Origin of the sequence: Aliivibrio sp. S3MY1 (assembly GCF_028765575.1) — a bacterium.
In the GTDB taxonomy this organism is placed as follows: Bacteria; Pseudomonadota; Gammaproteobacteria; order Enterobacterales; family Vibrionaceae; genus Aliivibrio.
On the sequence record NZ_JARACO010000011.1, the window covers coordinates 79,401 to 98,724 of the forward strand.

Here is a 19,324-nt window from a genome sequence, read left to right on the forward strand (position 1 = left end):
TAAAAAACGCTTGTCTAAAGATTAGCGACAAGAGAATGCTTCGCCTTCATCAAACAGTGACATAGCATAAGTACGTTGACGATGAAGTACTTTCTTATGGTTATTTAACAGCTTACGTCGACGTTGAGTGCTGCCTTTGAGTGAAGCACTTGGTTTAAGTTTTCTTCTATTAGAGAGCATGGGCTCCCCCTTAATTTAACGAATAAAAATTAAAGTACGTTTAACTTTAATGGGCATATTTTTTAGAACAAGTTAACTCAGCGTATGTGTTAATTGTTACCGAAATATGAATATGCCATTTAGTAAGTTTTTTAACCATTTTTATTACCAGCAAATAGAGACTTATTTGCTGGATGTGGCATTACTAATCGTCGCCGCTGCAGAAGAAAGTGGAACATCAATTACGGTTAAATCTTCAACCGTAATTTCTCCTTGGATCAACTTGTTTGCTTGTTCTTGTTCATAGCCAATAATACTTTGGTAATAACGACGAATGTTCTCTACATAATTTTGAGCTTCATCGCCACGAGCAAAACCATAACGAAGGTACTTGTAATAACGCTTTTGACGCAATAGTGGCAGGTTATCTTTAACATCGGTCCAAGAGTCTGGATCTCCCCCAAGGCGCTTAGTTAATCGGCGCGCATCCATCATGTGTCCAAAGCCAATATTGTAAGAGGCAAGGGCAAACCAAATCTTTTCATGTTCAGTTATTGAATCCGGCACTCGTTTTACTATACGACGTAAATATTCAGCTCCGCCACGAATACTTTGCTCTGGGCTCAAGCGATTTTTAACGCCAACAGATTGAGCTGTTGGAAGCGTTAACATCATCATGCCTCGTACGCCTGTTGGTGATTTTGCTAACGGGTTCCAATGCGATTCTTGGTATGACAAAGCAGCAAGGAAACGCCAATCAAAGTCACCTGCGTACTTTTTAAATAGAGGTTCCCATTTAGGCAGTTTGCTCTCTAATGCACGAATGAAAGCGCGTGTATCAACATAATCAAACGATTCAACATGACCAAAATATTTTTCTTCTAAAAGAGCCAGTTTGCCGCTTTCTTTTAGCTCGCCAAAAAATTCAATGACCAGAGCTTGTAAACTATCGTCCTCTGTTTTTTGTAAGAACCAAGCGATAGGTTGATCTTCGGTTAGCTCAAAAGCAACCGCTAACTCAGGGTGAATACGTTGTGTGAGTGATAATTCAACGGAGTCAGCCAGTGTGTAGTGAATTTCTCCATTAGCGACTTTTTTCAATAACTCACTCACATCGGCATCGGCTTCGGCATGCCACTCAAGTTTAGGATGCTTCTCTTTTAACTTGCTTAGCGTGCCTTCAAAACTTGAATCTTTAACGATCGTTACGTTTTCATCAAGTTGAGTTAAGTTCTTAATGTTACGTGGACGCCAACTGCCTTTCTTATAAACGACTTGTTGGCTGACATAGTAATAAACAGGTCCTGGATTATACTCAGCTAAACGTTCAGGAGTTATGGTCATATTGGCTGCAATAATATCAACTTCATTGCGATTAAGGGTAGGAAATAAGCCAGAGTAAGTGTATGCCGGAGTGATTTCGAGTTTTACTTCCAATTTTTCAGCAAAGGCTTTTGCAAGATCGTAATCTAATCCTGTTGGGCCATTAGAACCAATATAATAAGAAAGCTGATTATTTAATGTACTGACTCGCAAAACACCGCGTTCTCTGACCTGCTCTAGCTTTGTTTTTGGTTCTGATTCTACTTGGCACCCTGTGAGAGTAAAAACCAGTGTAGAAATAACAAGGAAAGATTTTAGAAGACGATGATAAGGGATGCGGCTCAAGTCAGAATGCTCTTTTAAATAAGTAAGGTGTAGTTATATCAAATGGGATATCAAGAGGCAAAAGCGCAGTAACAAATTACAACAATTATTAGATATTGAGGCAGTTTATTTTTATGTTTGTTTGTTTTCTATTCAAATTTATCTGATTAAGAGGGCATTTACATTTTTTTTAAAAAAAATACGCAAACGGTTGCTTTTGGTGTTACTTCACAAAACAAAATCCTTTATAATGCGTTCGCAATAGCAGAGGTAACATCGGCATAGCCACATGAGTTATGAATAATTAATCGAGTTAACTATTTATAACAGCATGAAACTATTCCAATATTACCTTTAATTCATTGCCAAAGAGACCTAAGTACATGAGAATTTTGCGTGGTTCACCTGCTCTATCTGAATTTCGTGTTAACAAGCTACTTGAGCTTTGTTGCGAGCTAAATTTACCTGTTACTGGTATTTATGCTGAATTTACCCATTTTGCTGATGTAACGGCAGACCTTGATGCGTCTGAGGTTGCTAAGTTAGAAAAATTACTGACTTATGGTCCAACGATTGAAGAGCATGAGCCTGAAGGTTTATTACTTCTTTCTACTCCTCGCCCGGGCACTATTTCTCCTTGGTCTTCAAAATCTACTGATATCGCTCGTAACTGTGGTTTAGTTAACATCGCACGTTTAGAGCGTGGTACGGCTTATTATGTAGAAACGTCTGAAACACTTTCTGAACTTCAATTAGTTGAACTAAAAGCCATTCTTCATGATCGCATGATGGAAGTGGTCTTTACTGATTTTGAATCAGCGGCAGCATTATTTACGGCAGCAGAACCTGCGCCATATGCAGAAGTTGATCTATTAGCCGGTGGCCGTAAAGCGTTAGAAAACGCAAACGTTACCCTAGGTCTTGCTTTGGCGGAAGATGAGATTGATTATTTACTTGAAAGCTTTACTGAAAAGCTAGGTCGTAATCCAACAGATATCGAATTGATGATGTTTGCACAAGCGAACTCAGAGCATTGTCGTCACAAAATCTTCAATGCAGATTGGACTATCGATGGGGTTAAGCAAGAGAAATCATTATTCAAGATGATCAAAAACACCTTCGAAGTAACCCCTGAAAACGTACTGTCTGCTTATAAAGATAATGCAGCCGTAATGACGGGTTCTACAGTTGGTCGCTTCTTCCCAGATCCAGAAACTCGTGGCTATGGTTACCATCAAGAGAAAACACACATCTTGATGAAAGTTGAAACGCATAACCACCCAACAGCAATCTCTCCTTGGCCGGGTGCATCAACAGGTTCTGGCGGTGAAATCCGTGATGAAGGTGCAACCGGTATCGGTGGTAAACCAAAAGCGGGTTTAGTTGGTTTTTCTGTATCTAACTTGAAAATCCCTAATTTTGTTCAACCGTGGGAAACGGATTTTGGTAAGCCAAGTCGTATCGTTACAGCGCTTGATATTATGCTTGAAGGCCCTCTAGGTGGCGCGGCATTTAACAATGAATTTGGTCGTCCAAACCTGTTAGGTTACTTCCGTACTTATGAAGAAAAAGTAAACTCTCATAATGGTGAAGAAGTCCGTGGTTACCACAAGCCAATCATGCTTGCAGGGGGGTTAGGTAATATTCGTGATGATCATGTTCAGAAGAAAGAGATCCCAGTAGGCGCAAGCTTAATCGTACTTGGTGGTCCTGCGATGAACATCGGCCTTGGCGGCGGTGCAGCATCTTCAATGGACTCTGGATCTTCTTCTGAAGATCTAGATTTCGCTTCAGTACAACGTGAAAACCCAGAAATGGAACGTCGTTGTCAGGAAGTTATCGACCGTTGTTGGCAGCTTGGTGATGCAAACCCAATCGCATTTATCCATGATGTGGGCGCGGGTGGTATTTCAAACGCATTACCTGAACTTGTTGATGATGGCGAGCGTGGCGGTATCTTTAACTTACGTGATGTACCAAATGATGAACCAGGCATGAGCCCACTTGAAATTTGGTGTAATGAATCTCAAGAACGTTATGTAATGGCGGTTGCAGATAAAGACTTAGCGACATTTGAAGCGATTTGTAAGCGTGAACGTGCACCATATGCGGTTGTTGGTAAAGCAACTGAAGAGCGTACTCTGAAATTAGAAGATTCACATTTCGACAATACGCCAATTGATATGCCAATGGACATCCTTTTAGGTAAAACCCCTAAAATGCACCGTGATGCGAAAACACTAAAAGCGAATAATCCAGCCATTGATCGTTCAGGCATTGAAATGAATGAGGCAATAGATCGTGTACTTCGTTTACCAACAGTGGCTGAGAAAACATTCTTAATCACGATTGGTGACCGCTCGGTGACGGGGCTTGTAGCTCGTGACCAAATGGTTGGACCATGGCAGGTTCCTGTTGCTAACTGTGCAGTAACTGCGGCAAGTTATGATACATACCACGGTGAAGCGATGTCTCTTGGTGAGCGTACCCCCGTTGCTCTTTTAGACTTTGGTGCATCAGCTCGTTTAGCGGTTGGTGAAGCAATTACCAACATAGCAGCAACAAACATTGGTGATATTAAACACATTAAACTATCTGCAAACTGGATGTCTCCAGCGGGTCATCCTGGTGAAGATGCCGGTCTTTACGAAGCGGTTAAAGCGGTAGGTGAAGAGCTTTGTCCTGCACTTGGTCTAACTATCCCTGTGGGCAAAGATTCAATGTCGATGAAGACTAAGTGGATCGATAATGGTGAGCACAAAGAAGTGACTTCTCCACTGTCTCTTGTTATCACTGCTTTTGCACGTATTGAAGATGTTCGTAAGACAGTAACTCCTCAACTACGCACCGACAAAGGTGAAACATCGCTAGTTCTCATTGACCTTGGTAACGGTAAAAACCGTATGGGGGCGACAGCACTAGCGCAAGTTTACAAGCAACTTGGTGATAAGCCAGCAGACGTAGACAACGCAGTACAACTAAAAGGCTTCTACGAAGGCATTCAAACATTAATCGCAAATGATCAAGTAGTGGCTTACCACGATAAAGGCGATGGCGGTTTATTCGTAACGCTTGCTGAAATGGCATTTGCTGGTCACTGTGGTGTGAGTGCGAACATTGAAGCATTAGGCGAAGATACATTAGCTGCATTATTTAATGAAGAGTTAGGTGCGGTAATCCAAGTTCGTAATGACGATTTAGATTCGGTGTTGTCAACATTAGCAGCAAATGAGCTAGGTGAATGTTCACACATTATTGGTTCTGTTGAAGTATCTGACGAAGTGGTTATTAAGTCTGGTGAGCAGGTTATAGTAGAACGGAATCGTACTGAATTACGTACTATTTGGGCTGAAACAACGCATAAAATGCAAGGTTTACGTGATAATCCTATATGTGCAGACCAGGAGCATGAAGCGAAGAAAGACAATTCAGACCCAGGTCTAAACGTTAGCCTAAGCTTTGATGTAAACGAAGATATTGCAGCGCCTTATATCAATCTAGGTGCTAAACCTAAGATGGCAATTCTACGTGAGCAGGGGGTTAACTCTCATGTTGAAATGGCAGCCGCATTTGATCGTGCAGGCTTCGAAGCAACTGATATTCACATGAGTGACATCCTAACGGGTCAAGCGGTACTAGAAGAGTACAACGGTCTGGTGGCGTGTGGTGGATTCTCTTACGGTGACGTACTAGGTGCTGGTGAAGGTTGGGCTAAATCAGTGCTGTTTAATGACTCTACGCGTGACCAATTTGAAAACTTCTTCAAGCGTGAAGATACCTTCTCTCTAGGTGTATGTAATGGTTGTCAGATGTTATCTAACCTACGTGAACTCATCCCTGGTGCAGAGTATTGGCCACGTTTTGTTCGTAACGAATCTGAGCGTTTTGAAGCGCGTTTCAGCCTAGTTGAAGTTCAGAAGTCTGATTCTGTATTCTTCAACGGCATGGAAGGTTCTCGTATGCCAATCGCTGTTTCTCACGGTGAAGGCCGCGTAGAAGTACGTGACAACGACCACCTAAATGCGATTGAAAACTCAGGTACGGTTGCTTTACGTTACGTTGATAACCACGGTAACCCAACACAGCAATATCCAAATAATCCGAATGGTTCACCAAACGCTATCACAGGGTTAACAACAACGGACGGTCGTGTAACGATCATGATGCCTCACCCAGAGCGTGTATTCCGTACGGTTGCTAACTCTTGGGCTCCTGAGACTTGGGGTGAAAATGGTGCTTGGATGCGTATGTTCCAAAACGCACGTAAGAATATTGGCTAATTTAGAGCATAATTTGGTTGAGGCTTATTAAGTGTTAATCAATATCTTTAATTTAATAATCAATTATTTATTATGATTTTTTGAAAATGTGATAAAAATCTGAAAATTGAATTAACAGTCTGTTCTATAATAAACAAAAGAGTTGGGTAAAGACGGCTCTTTTTAAAAAAAACCGCTGAAGCTTAGGCTTCAGCGGTTTTTTTGTTAGAATAACGCTTTATTTTTATCTGTTGGAAGAAGCAATGAAAAATACGCACGTTACGATTGGTTTGAGTAACCCGAAAAGCCCAACGAATGTCGGTGCAGTGATGCGTGCTGCTGGTTGTTATCAAGTTGATGATGTTCGCTATACGGGTGAGAGGTATGATCGTGCGGCAAAATTTCAAACGGATACTAAAAAAGTAGCCAATAAGATCCCGCTAACCAGTGTTGACTGTTTATTGGATGAATTACCAGTAGACATGAAAGTGGTGTGTGTTGAACTTGCTGAGGGAGCAATATCTCTTCCTGAGTTTCAACATCCAGATAAAGCAATTTATGTTTTTGGCCCTGAAGACGGTTCAATTACCCAAGAGGTTGCAGATAGAGCAGATCATGTCGTTTATGTTCCAACTGTTGGTTGCATGAATTTAGCTGCGACTGTCAATGTACTTCTATATGATCGATTAGCAAAGTCAGTTGATATTGTGAAAGGTGATGAGTTGATCCGCAGTAGTCGAGACAACCGCAATCATTTAGTGGTAAAAAAATAAGATCAACTTCTCCTTTAAAGCGCTTATAGATTGACATCTTTTTGATGCATTTTTGGCTAGATGTGTTTTAATAGCGGGCATTAAAGGGAATGCAGATATTGTACTGCAGTTATAGATGGATTTTTTAACAATGATCTATCCCTTAACTATCGAATTCTAGGAAAAAAAAATGGCAAAATTTGATTACCGTATTGTAGAAAAACGTAACGCTTGGGCTGCTGAAATTACGCGCCAAGTAACTTCTCGCAGAACGGTTGTATCTAAGCGTCAGCTTGGTTTTGAAAGCGAAGCAGAAGCAGTTGAATGGGCAGAGAAAGAGCTTGTTGAATTTGCAAAAACACAAGCAGTTCGTAATGATCGTAAAGCGGAACAACGCAGCGAAAAAGAAGAAATGATCGCGCGTAAAAAAGAAAAATCAGCAGCACAAAAAGCGGAATATGAAGCCGCTCGTGATGCAGCAAACGATGAAGACGAATACGATTACGACGAAGAGTAATTTGTCATCACAGTAATGTGATAGAAAAATAGATATCATGAAATGGCAGTTATCCGTAACTGCCATTTTTTATATTTCCAATAAAGTAATCTCACTTATGATAGAAAAAGAAGCGTTACTAAGTTCCATTATTCAAGAGCTGCGTCAAATTCATCAAATGGCACTAGAAGCCACGCAACGAGCCATTGATCAAGCGACAGATAAAGAAGCGATTGCACGAAGTAAGTATGAAACCTTTGGCTTAGAAGCCTCTTATTTAGCTCATGGACAAGCGCTACGAGTTGCTGAGTGTGAAGCTGATATTCTAGCGTATCGTAAATTACCGCGTTTAGAATATAGTGAAGAGAGTGTAATTAACCAATGCGCTTTAGTGACGCTTGTAAATCAAGATGATGTTGAGAGTATATTTTTTATCGGTCCGTCAGCAGGAGGAGTAAAAGTAACTCATAATACAATGACATTTTCACTAATAACGCCGTCAGCTCCGCTAGGAAAAGCCATGATAGGACTGCAACTTGGTGATGAGTTTGAATTGAATTTAGCTGGCAAGAAGCAGCAATATGAAATTATAGATGTGCAGTAATAAGTGGTAATTCGTTATAAAATAAGAGAGGCGAACCTCTCTTATTATTAAGTGACTCTAATAGAAAAACTAAAGAGTAGATGTCGTGATTTGACCGTTAGTTAATTGGTCGGTATCCGCTTCGATAATTTCATCGATATACGTTTCAACCGTTTGACCAACCATTTCATCGTCTTCGGTAAAGTAAGCTAGATGGAAAACAGCATCACCTTCATTAACTAAAGGTAAGGTTTGTTGACCTATAACGATACCGCCTTTATGAGCACGAAGTTCGATTTCACTGTGGCCTAATGGTGCGCTGATATAAGCCAAAACTTGATCTTTCTCAACTTGTTCACCCAGAGTTACAACGGTACGCAAAATACCGTCGCTTTCTGCGCGTAACCAACTTGTTGATTTAGCAATGATGGCCTCAGGCAAGCGTTTTCTGCTTGCTTTTAGCATACCAATAGCTTGCATCACTCGTTGTACACCTACATAACCCGCATTAATAGCGATCGGCTCAAAGCGTAATGCTTCACCTGCCTCATACGTTAATACCGGGATCTCACATTTTTCAGCTTCACTACGAAGAGAACCATCTCGAAGAGGTGAATCCACAATCACTGGCGTGCCGAAAGCGTGTGCAATTCGTAACGTTTCAGGATTACTTAAATCAGCTCTAATTTGAGGTAAGTTCGTTCGGTGAATAGCACCTGTATGTAAATCAACAATGTAATCACAACGTTGTGCTATCTGCGTGAAGAAGGTATTTGCCATGCGAGATGCCAAAGACCCTTTTTCAGAACCAGGGAAACAACGGTTTAAATCACGACGATCCGGAAGATAGCGTGATTTATGAATGAAACCAAAGACGTTAACAATAGGCACAGCAATTAATGTGCCTTTTAGTTTCTTCGGATCAATGTTATTGATTAATTGACGTACAATTTCAACACCATTAAGTTCATCACCATGAATGGCAGCATTTACCATCAGGATTGGGCCAGCATGCTGGCCATTAATGATCTCTACTGGGATCGATAGAGGTGAGTGCGTATAAAGCTTAGCGGCTTCAATCTCAATTACCTTTCTTTCACCAGGTGCAACCGAGTGCGTTAGTATTTCAAACGCTTGATTTCTTTTAGCCTTTGCCACGAGTTTTAGTCCTTTTAGTCGCTGCAGTTTTTTCAATAAAATCAATAATTAGGCCAGCAACGTCTTTACCAGTTGCTTTTTCGATGCCTTCTAAGCCCGGAGAAGAGTTCACTTCCATAACCAGTGGACCACGCTCAGAGCGAAGTAGATCTACACCTGCAACATTTAGCCCCATGATATTTGCAGCAGCTACCGCTGTCTTACGCTCTTCAGGAGTCAGTTTAACCAGTGATGCTGAACCACCACGGTGTAGGTTAGAGCGGAATTCGCCTTCTGCACCTTGACGTTTCATAGCCGCAATTACTTTGCCATCAATAACGAAACAACGGATATCTGCACCGCCAGCTTCTTTGATGAACTCTTGAACCATGATGTTCGCTTTTAAGCCCATGAATGCTTCAACAACACTTTCTGCTGCTTTACGCGTTTCTGCAAGAACAACACCAATACCTTGAGTGCCTTCTAAGAGCTTGATCACAACTGGTGCACCACCAACCATGTCTAATAGGTCTTTAACGTCATCAGGCTTGCTTGCGAAGCCTGTAATCGGCATACCAATACCTTTACGAGAAAGTAATTGCATTGAACGCAGTTTGTCACGAGAGCGAGTGATCGCAACTGATTCATTTACAGGGTATACACCCATCATTTCAAATTGACGTAATACTGCTGTTCCGTAGAACGTTACTGATGCACCAATACGAGGGATAATTGCATCGAAATCAACAAGCTCTTCACCTTTAAAGTGGATCTGAGGTTTTTCTGAATTGATATTCATATAACAACGTAACGCATCAATTACTTTTACTTCGTGTCCACGACTTTCAGCAGCTTCAATTAAACGGCTAGTAGAGTAAAGAGATTGGTTGCGCGATAAAATACCTATTTTCATTATACAGTTTCCTCAAAATCAACAAGGTAAGACGACGATGGATCTACAACAATACGATCTTGCATTGCTGTTCTTCCCAGTAACATACGAAACACCATTGTTTCTCGGTTACTTAATGTAATTTCAACTGGCCACTCTTGGCCTGAGATTCGGATCATTGTTTTAATTACGTAGCGTAGTTCTTCTTGACCGCTTGAGCTTTTTACTTTTCGGCGGTCGACGATTGGTGCTTCACAAATTTGCACGAAATCGTTATTACGTTTTTCTGGATGAATCCAGAAGCGAACCCAGTCTTCACCATCCTTTGTGAAGGGCTCTACTTTAAAAGCATGCAAGCAAGAAGTTTTGGCGCCAGTGTCAACTTTTGCCTTAATTAATTTAATACCAAGTTCTGGAAGGCTAAGTGATTCGCGCCATCCGACAATGATTTTATCTGTCATTAATTTGTCTCAAATAGAAAAAATCCACATTAAGTATAGTTAATACTCTGCGGATATCTAACCCATTTGGCTACCATCTAATTGTCTGAGTGTGTCACTCAGTAGTCTGGAGTTTGGTGGAGTAAGTAGAGAGGTGTTATAGGATGTGTACACCGTGACTCAATGAGGGCGAATTTATCAGTAGTTTTTAATTTCGTCAAATAAAAAATAGATTATAATTTTGACGCTTTTGTTATTATTTTTTCTAATGGTTTTTGTTTTTAATAGATTATGTGAAATTGTTCGTTTTGTTTAAAAAAAGAGCCCCTCGATGCCACTTTTATTGATAAATAATGAACAGATATAATATCGCTTATTTGCAGTGACAAAGTAGAAGCTTGTAGCTTTTTGTTTGTTACGTAAATAAATGAGTTAATTAGAGATTTAAAACTGGTGTTTAATTATTAGTGAAGTTATTATGCCTACATTGTACTAGTGTGGTGATACAGAAGATGACCAATAATAGAGAAAGTTTTAGTTCACGTATAGGTTTTATATTAGCGGCGGCAGGTGCGGCTGTTGGGTTAGGCAATATTTGGGGATTCCCTACTCAAGCGGCTAGCAATGGCGGTGGGGCTTTCTTATTGGTTTATCTTATCATGATCCTTGTGGTGGCCTTTCCTATGCTAGTTGTTGAAATGGCGATTGGTCGTCATGGCCAAGCGAACCCAGTCGATAGTATGCGTTCATTAACTTCTAACCTAATAGGGAAGCGGGTAGGTGCTTTTGTTGGTTGGATTGGTTTGAGTGTCCCGAGTGCAGTGTTGATGTTCTATAGCATTGTTGGCGGATGGTTAATTTGTTTCTTGCTTGGTGCAATGGTAAATGTTGTTGGATTGCATGATCTTTCTGAATGGTTTAAAGGCTTCAGTATTGAACGTAATTTACTGGGTACGATAATCTTTTATGTATTAACTATTCTAATCGTACAAGGTGGAATTAAAGACGGTATTGAGAAATGGTCAACTCGTTTAATGCCTGCTTTGTTTGTTTTATTTGGCTTATTGTTTGTTTATATCATGATGCAACAAGGCGCGGTTGAAGGATTAAAGCATTATCTTATCCCTGATTTTGAAAAGGTAATGGATAAAAAATTGATCTTAGCTGCGATGGGACAAGGCTTTTTCTCGTTAACCATTGGTGGTTGTTCAATGCTGATTTATGGGTCTTATTTAAGTAAAAAAGAGAACCTCCCTAAGATGGCAATGAACGTTACTTTAGTGGATACGGCTGTGGCATTTATTGCTGGACTAGTGGTGATGCCTGCAATGTTTGTTGCAATGGACAAGGGCGTTCAAATCTATGCAGAAGATGGGTCATTAATTAGTTCTGATACTTTGGTATTTACCGTATTACCAATGATGTTTGATAGCTTAGGATTGTTTGGTGATCTGTTTTCGATTGTTTTCTTCTTACTATTAACGATTGCAGCATTAACGTCTTCAATCTCAATGCTTGAGTGTTCAGTCTCTTTAGTGAGTGAGCGATTCAAAACAAAAAGAACGCCAACAAGTTGGGTTTTAGGTGCTTTGATTGCTGTGTTCAGTGTGATAATTGTATTTAATTTTGGTGAGCTATTTGGTTTGGTAGCAATGATTGCGACTCAATATTTACAACCTGTTGCGGCATTATTGTTCTGCGTGTTTGGTGGCTGGGTATGGAGTCGTCATTCTAAAATTAAAGAACTTGAGCAAGGGTATCCTGAATTTCAACAAGGTTTCTTTGGTAAAATTTGGCCTTTATATGTGAAATTTGTGTGTCCTATTTTAGTTATCACTGTTTTATGGGCATCGTTTTAAATTAATGATGTGATAGCTTTTCTATCAGGCATAAAAAAGCCAGCATATTAATGCTGGCTTCTTATTTTTATTGTTGTGGATTATTCATCCAATGATAAACAATTATAGTTTATCCCAAGCATCAGCCCAGAATTGGCTTTCTGCTGGTGCGTAAGCAGAGCTTGAACACCATGCAGTGTAAGGCCAAGGCTTACATTGGTAAACATCACCGTCTGTTGCTAATACTTTATCGCCCGCGGAGTAATTTACACCCGCTTCGTACGCAGGAACATCACTTGGTGGTGGTGTTGGCGTAGATGTATCTTCAGCAACAAGGTTAAAGCTGTAACGCGCTTCCACTGAATCATCATCGTTTGATGCGATTAGACGCATAGAGTAATAACCTTCTTCAATATTTGCCAGTTTTAAAGATACAGCTTCTGTGCCGTTAACTGATGCAGAGTAAGTCGTTACTGGGCTGCCAAAACGGTCAATAACATCAAGGTTAATAGACGCCATTTCATTTGTTGTTACTGTAAACGTTACTGTTGCTGAAGAATCTGCTACAGAGTACTCGTTTTTAAGATCGGTCACTTTAGCGTTTAATTCAACGTCTGGTTCTGGTGTTACACCGCCACAGTCGCTATCACCGATTTTTTTCCATACACCCCATTCACCAGTGCTTCCCGGCTCATCACCTTGAGTCCACCAACCTGCTTGCCATGTTTTGCCATTGTGAGTTGTTGTCTCATCAGCTAGGTATACTTGATCTGCTTTCCAAGAGGTAACACAAACTTGTGAACCATCATTTACCGTTACAGTGCGTGTTACTGTTACTGTTTGGTTTGCACTGTCTTTTACAGAGTACGTTAATGTGTATTTACCAGCAATCGTAGTGTCAACAGAACCTTCAAGGTTAATAGTAGAGGTTAGATCACCATCTTCAGCATCTGTTGCTTTTACGCCTGCTAGAGCGTTGAACGTTGTGCCAATTTTTACGGTTGTGTTTGCTACACCAGAAAACTCAGGTAATGCGCTGTACACTTCTACATTACGCGCTTGTTTTGTTTCGTTACCGTCAGAGTCAATTACGCTGTAAGTAAGAACGTTATCACCAAGAACATGAGTATTTACTGAACCTTCAACAAGGATAGATGCAGATACGTCACCGTCTTCTTTATCCATTGCTTTAACGCCAGCTAATGGGTTAAATGCTGTACCGTGTTGAACACGAACATCAGTTAGACCAGTGAATACAGGCTTACCAGCTACTGGTGGCGGTGTTGTTTGGCTATGAATATATGGGCCGTAAGCATTGATAAAGCTGCTGTTATATGGTGTACCCGCTGAGTCTGTACCGATATCCCAGTTGATTGACCATGTCATTACACCGCGCAGTGGTTGACCTTGTTTTTTCAGTGCATCAAAGGCGTTATATAGTGCTTGAGGCTCCTTTACAAAACCTGTTGCAGCGGCATCGTTATTTGTTGGAATACCAAAAACTAATTTGTCGTGAGGGATCTTGTGGAAACCACGAGTACCATTGATTAATGAATCAGAGATGTAGTAGATGAACTTCTCTTTCATTGCATCATTGTTTTGAGTGATCCATGCGTTTTCTTCGTCAACCCAAATACCGTCACCACCTTGGTTGTAGAATTGTGGATTGATCCAGTCGTAGTAACCTTCTAGACGCTCAAGGTATGGAACGTATTTGTCACCACTTTTCAGGTATGGGAACTCAGGAGCCATTGTAATTAAGAAGTTTTTACCTTGTGCACGGTAATGATCTTTAACTATTTTTAATGCTTCAGGGATTACCCATTGGTTGTCTGCTGCAGTAACGGCTGCTTGCTCTAAATCGATATCTAGACCATCAAAACCGTATACTTCTACTAAGCGGATTACTTCTTCAGCAAAAGCAACTTCATCGCCACGTTTTAATTCGATGTGTGCATCTGCACCACCAAGAGCGATCAATACTGAACGACCTTGTGCATTTAGCTCTTTAATTTGGTCGATGAATTCAGCTTCAGTCAGACCTACTGCTGGGTCAAGACGGAAAGTTGGAATGCGGCCTTCTGCTGTGTCATATACTTTCATGAATGACACATCAACCACGTTGTACATTGGGTCGGTTTCTTTTAGTGTCATACATGGTGCATTACCTGCTTGATAACCGCGGCCATCACACCAGTTATGCCAGTAACCCACAACAACACCACCTTCTGGGTTAACCATATCGTTGTTTGTTTGAGCTTGAACTGAGAAACCTGCACCAAATAGGGCTAAAGCGATTGCATTAAGTTTTATTTTTTTTGTTAGTAATGTCATGTTTATTTATTCACTTTAAAGAATTAAGGCCAGAACCAATGTTACTTAAATGTAACATTTTGTTTTCTAGCTCCTTGCTGATGGAGTGAAATTTACCAGTGAATTCTCAAATCAGTGACACTATAAGTGTAACAAAATGTAACCAAACAAAAATCAAAAAAAAAGATGCATTATTACCGAGCTTTGCTGCATGTCACAAAACATACATGTTAGGTTATATTATTGATTTTGTTTGTTTTTATTGTTTTTTGTTAAGGTTTTAAAAATGAATAAATATGATCAAGAGGAAAATGGAAAAATTATTTTAGAGCTTTTACATTAATTTTAAGACGGTTTGTCACCTGAATTAAGATCTCATTTTTTGATCGAGTGATTTGACTGAGTTTAATTTTAGTGCTTTCTAAGTGTGTTTGATATTTGTTCGAAACAAACAAGTACGACGTATTTTATTATCATTTTATTTACACGATTTTTTTTCTAGTCAACGCGAGCAGCAATAATGGAACTAATATCAAAAAAACATTGTCCGTTATTTAGGCGTCTTTGATTGTTTTCAATAAAGGATACAGATAAAAATAAATGGATTTGTGTGTTTGAAAGAGGGGGAGGATGTGTGATTGAGTGAGGTTTTATACTCATAGATATAAATATTTAGTCATTTATTTTGTCATAGGAAATAAAAAGGAGAAGGCATGGTTAGCTCTTCTCCTTTATTAGGCGTTATACCAATGGCATTAATGCATAGGTATTATCTAAATTGCTTTGCTTCTTCTAGGTAATCAAACCCAGCATTAGCCATCTTTTGGATTAAAGCTTCTTTATCTAATTCATAGAATTTAACGTAGCTATTTAGATCACCAAATTCATCACGGATCTTCATGTTAACTATGCTCATTAGCATGACAGGATCCATTGAAGCCATCTTTTCAGGTGTCATTACTCATCCTCAAAATCAGAAATTAATAAATTTGCAGCGGCAAATGCAGCTTTTTCACGAGTTGCTTTTGGAAGAGCTTCGTCAGCGGCAATATCATTTAATGATTTAATTGCACAAGTAATCGCTTGAGGGATATAGCCCTGATCGCCACTACCAATTAATGAATATAGCTCACGAATCATCTCACAACAATCATATACTTTCATTAGACTTTCCATTTTAAAATGATAACTGTTATGAAGTTTACACTGAGCTATTTGTAATACCAAACTCAAACAAAATTAATTATAAATCTATTGATTTAGATACAAAAAAGCCAAGTCTTGGGACTTGGCTTAATCTGTATTTATGGTAATTGAAATTAGCTTAATTGAGCTTTAATGTGCTCAATGATGTTTGCAATATCTACTACTTCTTTTGTATTTGCACGACGGTTCTTATATTCAAAGTTACCTTCGTCCATGCTGCGATCGCCGATCACAACGGTATGTGGAATACCGATAAGTTCGATATCTTTGAACATAACACCTGGGCGCTCTTTACGATCATCAAATAGAACGTCGATACCCATCGCTGTTAATTCGGCATACAGTTTTTCTGCCGCTTCTTTAACGCGATCAGATTTGTACATGTTCATCGGTACGATAGCAACCGTAAATGGTGCAAGCGCTTCTGGCCATACAATACCGTATTCGTCATTATTTTGTTCAATAGCTGAGGCAACAACACGTGAAACACCGATACCGTAACAACCCATCTCAAGGATAGAGTTTTTACCGTTAGCATCAAGCACGCCACAGTTCATTGCTTCTGAGTAGGCTGTACCTAATTGGAAGATATGACCGACTTCGATACCGCGTTTCAGTTGTAGAGTACCTTGACCACATGGGCTTAGATCGCCTTCAACCACGTTACGTAGATCTTCAACTTGACCAAGCTGTACATCACGATCCCAGTTAACACCAAAGAAGTGCTTACCATCGATGTTTGCACCTGTACCAAAGTCACTCATTACAGCAACAGAGCGGTCAACGATGAATGGCAGTTCTAGGCCAACAGGGCCAAGAGAACCAGCACCAGCACCGATTAGGTCACGAAGTTGTGCTTCATCTGCCATTTCTAGTGGAGATAACACTTGTGGAAGATTTTCTGCTTTAACTTCGTTAAGTTCGTGATCACCACGGATAATAAGTGCGATGATCTCAGCGTCAACTTCATCAGATGCTTTAACAAATAATGTTTTTACTGTTTTTTCAATCGCGATACCGTGTTGCTCAACCAATTCAGCAATTGTTTTTGCGTTTGGTGTATCAACCGTTGTCATCTCTTGAGTAGGAGCAGCACGTTCAGTTGTCGGTGCTAGAGCTTCTGCTTTTTCGATGTTAGCTGCGTAATCAGAGTCTGTTGAGAATGCGATCAAATCTTCGCCGCTTTCTGCAAGTACGTGGAACTCTTGAGAACCACTGCCGCCGATAGCGCCTGAGTCAGCCAATACTGGACGGTATTCAAGACCCATACGGTCAAATGCTTTACAGTAAGCATCGTGCATTGCATCGTAAGACTTTTGCAAGCCTTCTTTGTCGATATCAAAGCTGTACGCATCCATCATGCAGAATTCACGTGCACGCATTACGCCAAAGCGTGGACGACGTTCATCACGGAATTTAGTCTGAATTTGGTATAGGTTTAGCGGAAGTTGTTTGTAAGAGTTAACTTCGTTACGAACAAGGCTAGTGATAACCTCTTCTGCTGTTGGGCTAAGTACAAACGGACGAACATGACGGTCAGTAAAGCGAAGTAGTTCAGGACCCATCTTTTCAGAACGGCCTGTCTCTTCCCAAAGCTCAAACGGTTGAACTACGGGCATCAAAGTTTCGATTGCACCTGCATTGTCGATCTCTTGACGAACGATATTTTCGACTTTACGCAATACACGTAGACCTGTCGGTAGCCAAGTATATAAACCTGAAGCTAGACGGCGGATCATACCTGCACGTAGCATGAGCTGGTGGCTCACTACTTCTGCGTCGTTTGGAGTCTCCTTCAGTGTTGAAAGAAGGTATTTGCTAGTGCGCATGTTTTCATCCATTTGTTAGTTATGAATATTGGAATAACTCGATTTAAACAGTTAAATCGAGAGTTTAATCTTAGTTTGAGTATGCTTGTAAAGAATTAGCTCAAATCTAAAATTAAGCCCTCTATGATATCAGCCTAAAAGCGATCTCAAAAGCGATCAATTGCAGTTACCGTGATCGAATTGCTATCTACAGTGAATTTTACGTTCAAATCAAACAAATTTACCGCGTATTCCTTAGTATCTGCTTTTCCTTTTTTGTAGGCAGGACGAGGATCTTGCCCAAGCACTTCTTTTATCACGGTTTCAATATGTGTTTTTTGTGGGTGTGAGCTAAGTGATTTTTGGGCTTCTATTGATAAATACACATTAAGAACATCGGGTTCTTTTTCGGCAAAGCCACCGAGAGCATCAGGAATAGAATCGGAATAGGGGATATAAGGTTTAATGTCTATGATTGGCGTGTTGTCCACCAAATCAACGCTGCCCAATTCTAAATAGGTTTGATTGCCTTCTTGAACAACGCCTTTTAATTCAACCGCAGACATACCAATGCCATTAGGGCGAAAAGTCGCTCGTGAAGCAAAAACACCAATACGTTCGTTGCCACCTAAACGTGGTGGACGAACCGTTGGTCTCCATCCCGCATCGAGATTTTGATCAAATAAGAAAAGAAGCCATAAATGAGAGAACTGCTCAATTCCACGAACCGCTTCTGGTGAATTAGCATCGCCCACCAGTTTTAGGCGAGATGTGGCACTAGGCGCTAAGCGAGGCTGACGAGGAACCGCAAACTTTTCTTTGTAAGGTGATTGGATAAAAGCAACAGGATCGATGTGATAAGTCATTGAAGTATTCTTTATGAATAATAATCTTTAGACATTAAAAAAGGTTGACGCTCTCACGTCAACCTTTTATAGGGCTACTTGCTAAAAGAAGAGATTACCAACCTTTAACTACGCCGCCTTTAAATATTTTTAGAGCAGCTTGGTAAACTTCATCTGATTGGTACGCTTTAATAAACGTTTTTACATTATCAGTATTTACGTTATCAGTACGGCCAACAATTAAGTTTACGTATGGAGACTCTTTATCTTCAACAAAGATGCCGTCTTTCTCTGGTGTAAGATTCAGGCTACTTGCGTAAGTTGTGTTGATTACAGATAGAGCAACGTCATCAAGAGAACGAGGAAGTTGTGCAGCATCTAGCTCTACAATAGTGATGTTTTTAGGGTTAGCTGTAATATCACGAACCGTTGCAGCAAGACCTGAACCATCACGTAATGTGATTAGACCTTGTTCTTGAAGAAGAAGTAAAGAACGACCAAGGTTAGTTGGATCGTTTGGTACTGCAATACGTGCACCGTCTTCAATTTGGTCAACCGAAGTTACTTGCTTAGAGTAACCAGCAATTGGGTAAACAAATGAATTACCAGCGATTTCAATTTTGTAACCGCGATCAGCCACTTGTTGCTCAAGGTATGGCTTGTGTTGGAATGCATTTAGGTCGATAGAACCATCATCCAACGCTGCGTTTGGTGTTACGTAATCGGTAAATGTCACTAGCTCAACATCAAGACCGTATTGCTCTTTTGCAACTTTAGCGGCTACTTCTGCTACTTGCGCTTCAGCACCTGCCATTACACCTACTTTAATTAGGTTTGTGTTTACTTCTTCTTGGCCACAGCCAGTTAGAATGAGTGCTGATGCTAGGCCAGCAGCAGCTGCTAGTGTTTTTAGGTTCAATTTCATTATTTACTCCTTAAAAATGAATTC

At 40.3% G+C, this 19,324-nt stretch carries 16 protein-coding genes; 5 read left to right on the forward strand and 11 right to left on the reverse strand.

What is annotated here, in order from left to right:
• Positions 1 to 21: 21 nt before the first annotated feature.
• On the reverse strand, positions 22 to 180 hold the full coding sequence (locus PVK62_RS09425; protein ID WP_274443936.1) for a hypothetical protein: 159 nt from the start codon (positions 178 to 180) through the stop codon (positions 22 to 24).
• Between the two features lie 162 nt (positions 181 to 342).
• Entirely contained in the window at positions 343 to 1,827 is a 1,485-nt protein-coding gene (mltF, locus tag PVK62_RS09430; protein WP_274443935.1) for a membrane-bound lytic murein transglycosylase MltF, read from the reverse strand.
• A gap of 362 nt (positions 1,828 to 2,189) precedes the next feature.
• On the opposite strand from mltF, the gene purL reads away from it, so the two are divergent.
• The 4 genes from purL to PVK62_RS09450 all read left to right on the forward strand — a co-directional run bounded on the left by purL (position 2,190) and on the right by PVK62_RS09450 (position 7,917).
• Positions 2,190 to 6,086 (forward strand): phosphoribosylformylglycinamidine synthase, encoded by a 3,897-nt coding sequence (gene purL / locus PVK62_RS09435; RefSeq protein WP_274443934.1) that lies wholly within the window; start codon positions 2,190 to 2,192, stop codon positions 6,084 to 6,086.
• Between the two features lie 242 nt (positions 6,087 to 6,328).
• Entirely contained in the window at positions 6,329 to 6,838 is a 510-nt protein-coding gene (locus tag PVK62_RS09440; protein WP_274443933.1) for an RNA methyltransferase, read from the forward strand.
• Positions 6,839 to 7,007: 169 nt separating this feature from the next.
• Entirely contained in the window at positions 7,008 to 7,334 is a 327-nt protein-coding gene (locus PVK62_RS09445) for a DUF3622 domain-containing protein (protein WP_274443932.1), read from the forward strand.
• Between the two features lie 97 nt (positions 7,335 to 7,431).
• On the forward strand, positions 7,432 to 7,917 hold the full coding sequence (locus tag PVK62_RS09450) for a GreA/GreB family elongation factor (protein WP_274443930.1): 486 nt from the start codon (positions 7,432 to 7,434) through the stop codon (positions 7,915 to 7,917).
• A gap of 69 nt (positions 7,918 to 7,986) precedes the next feature.
• On the opposite strand, the gene PVK62_RS09455 is transcribed toward PVK62_RS09450, so the two are convergent.
• The 3 genes from PVK62_RS09455 to PVK62_RS09465 are packed head-to-tail and all read right to left on the reverse strand — an operon-like array spanning position 7,987 to position 10,386.
• On the reverse strand, positions 7,987 to 9,054 hold the full coding sequence (locus PVK62_RS09455; protein ID WP_338000110.1) for a succinylglutamate desuccinylase/aspartoacylase family protein: 1,068 nt from the start codon (positions 9,052 to 9,054) through the stop codon (positions 7,987 to 7,989).
• Positions 9,041 to 9,946, reverse strand: a complete 906-nt coding sequence (gene rimK, locus PVK62_RS09460; RefSeq protein ID WP_274443929.1) for a 30S ribosomal protein S6--L-glutamate ligase — start codon at positions 9,944 to 9,946, stop codon at positions 9,041 to 9,043. The genes PVK62_RS09455 and rimK overlap by 14 nt, the downstream gene beginning before the upstream one ends.
• Positions 9,946 to 10,386, reverse strand: a complete 441-nt coding sequence (locus PVK62_RS09465) for an ATP-dependent zinc protease family protein (RefSeq protein ID WP_122035935.1) — start codon at positions 10,384 to 10,386, stop codon at positions 9,946 to 9,948. The genes rimK and PVK62_RS09465 overlap by 1 nt, the downstream gene beginning before the upstream one ends.
• A 491-nt stretch (positions 10,387 to 10,877) precedes the next feature.
• On the opposite strand from PVK62_RS09465, the gene PVK62_RS09470 reads away from it, so the two are divergent.
• Positions 10,878 to 12,224, forward strand: coding sequence for a sodium-dependent transporter (locus PVK62_RS09470; protein ID WP_443111767.1), 1,347 nt, complete (start codon positions 10,878 to 10,880; stop codon positions 12,222 to 12,224).
• 102 nt (positions 12,225 to 12,326) lie between these two features.
• On the opposite strand, the gene PVK62_RS09475 is transcribed toward PVK62_RS09470, so the two are convergent.
• The 6 genes from PVK62_RS09475 to PVK62_RS09500 all read right to left on the reverse strand — a co-directional run bounded on the left by PVK62_RS09475 (position 12,327) and on the right by PVK62_RS09500 (position 19,300).
• Positions 12,327 to 14,537 carry an immunoglobulin-like domain-containing protein gene (locus tag PVK62_RS09475; protein ID WP_274443927.1) on the reverse strand — a complete coding sequence of 737 codons (2,211 nt, stop codon included), beginning with the start codon at positions 14,535 to 14,537 and terminating at the stop codon, positions 12,327 to 12,329.
• Positions 14,538 to 15,285: 748 nt separating this feature from the next.
• Positions 15,286 to 15,474 carry a DUF4250 domain-containing protein gene (locus PVK62_RS09480; protein WP_274443926.1) on the reverse strand — a complete coding sequence of 63 codons (189 nt, stop codon included), beginning with the start codon at positions 15,472 to 15,474 and terminating at the stop codon, positions 15,286 to 15,288.
• Positions 15,474 to 15,680, reverse strand: coding sequence for a YaeP family protein (locus PVK62_RS09485; protein WP_274443925.1), 207 nt, complete (start codon positions 15,678 to 15,680; stop codon positions 15,474 to 15,476). Before PVK62_RS09485 ends, PVK62_RS09480 begins: the two co-directional genes overlap by 1 nt.
• A 155-nt stretch (positions 15,681 to 15,835) precedes the next feature.
• Positions 15,836 to 17,551: a proline--tRNA ligase gene (locus PVK62_RS09490; RefSeq protein WP_274443924.1), complete on the reverse strand. Its 1,716-nt coding sequence runs from the start codon at positions 17,549 to 17,551 to the stop codon at positions 15,836 to 15,838.
• Between the two features lie 146 nt (positions 17,552 to 17,697).
• Positions 17,698 to 18,396, reverse strand: coding sequence for a tRNA (N6-threonylcarbamoyladenosine(37)-N6)-methyltransferase TrmO (tsaA, locus tag PVK62_RS09495; RefSeq protein ID WP_274443923.1), 699 nt, complete (start codon positions 18,394 to 18,396; stop codon positions 17,698 to 17,700).
• A 94-nt stretch (positions 18,397 to 18,490) separates the two neighbouring features.
• Positions 18,491 to 19,300 (reverse strand): MetQ/NlpA family lipoprotein, encoded by an 810-nt coding sequence (locus tag PVK62_RS09500; RefSeq protein WP_274443922.1) that lies wholly within the window; start codon positions 19,298 to 19,300, stop codon positions 18,491 to 18,493.
• Between the last annotated feature and the right edge of the window lie 24 nt (positions 19,301 to 19,324).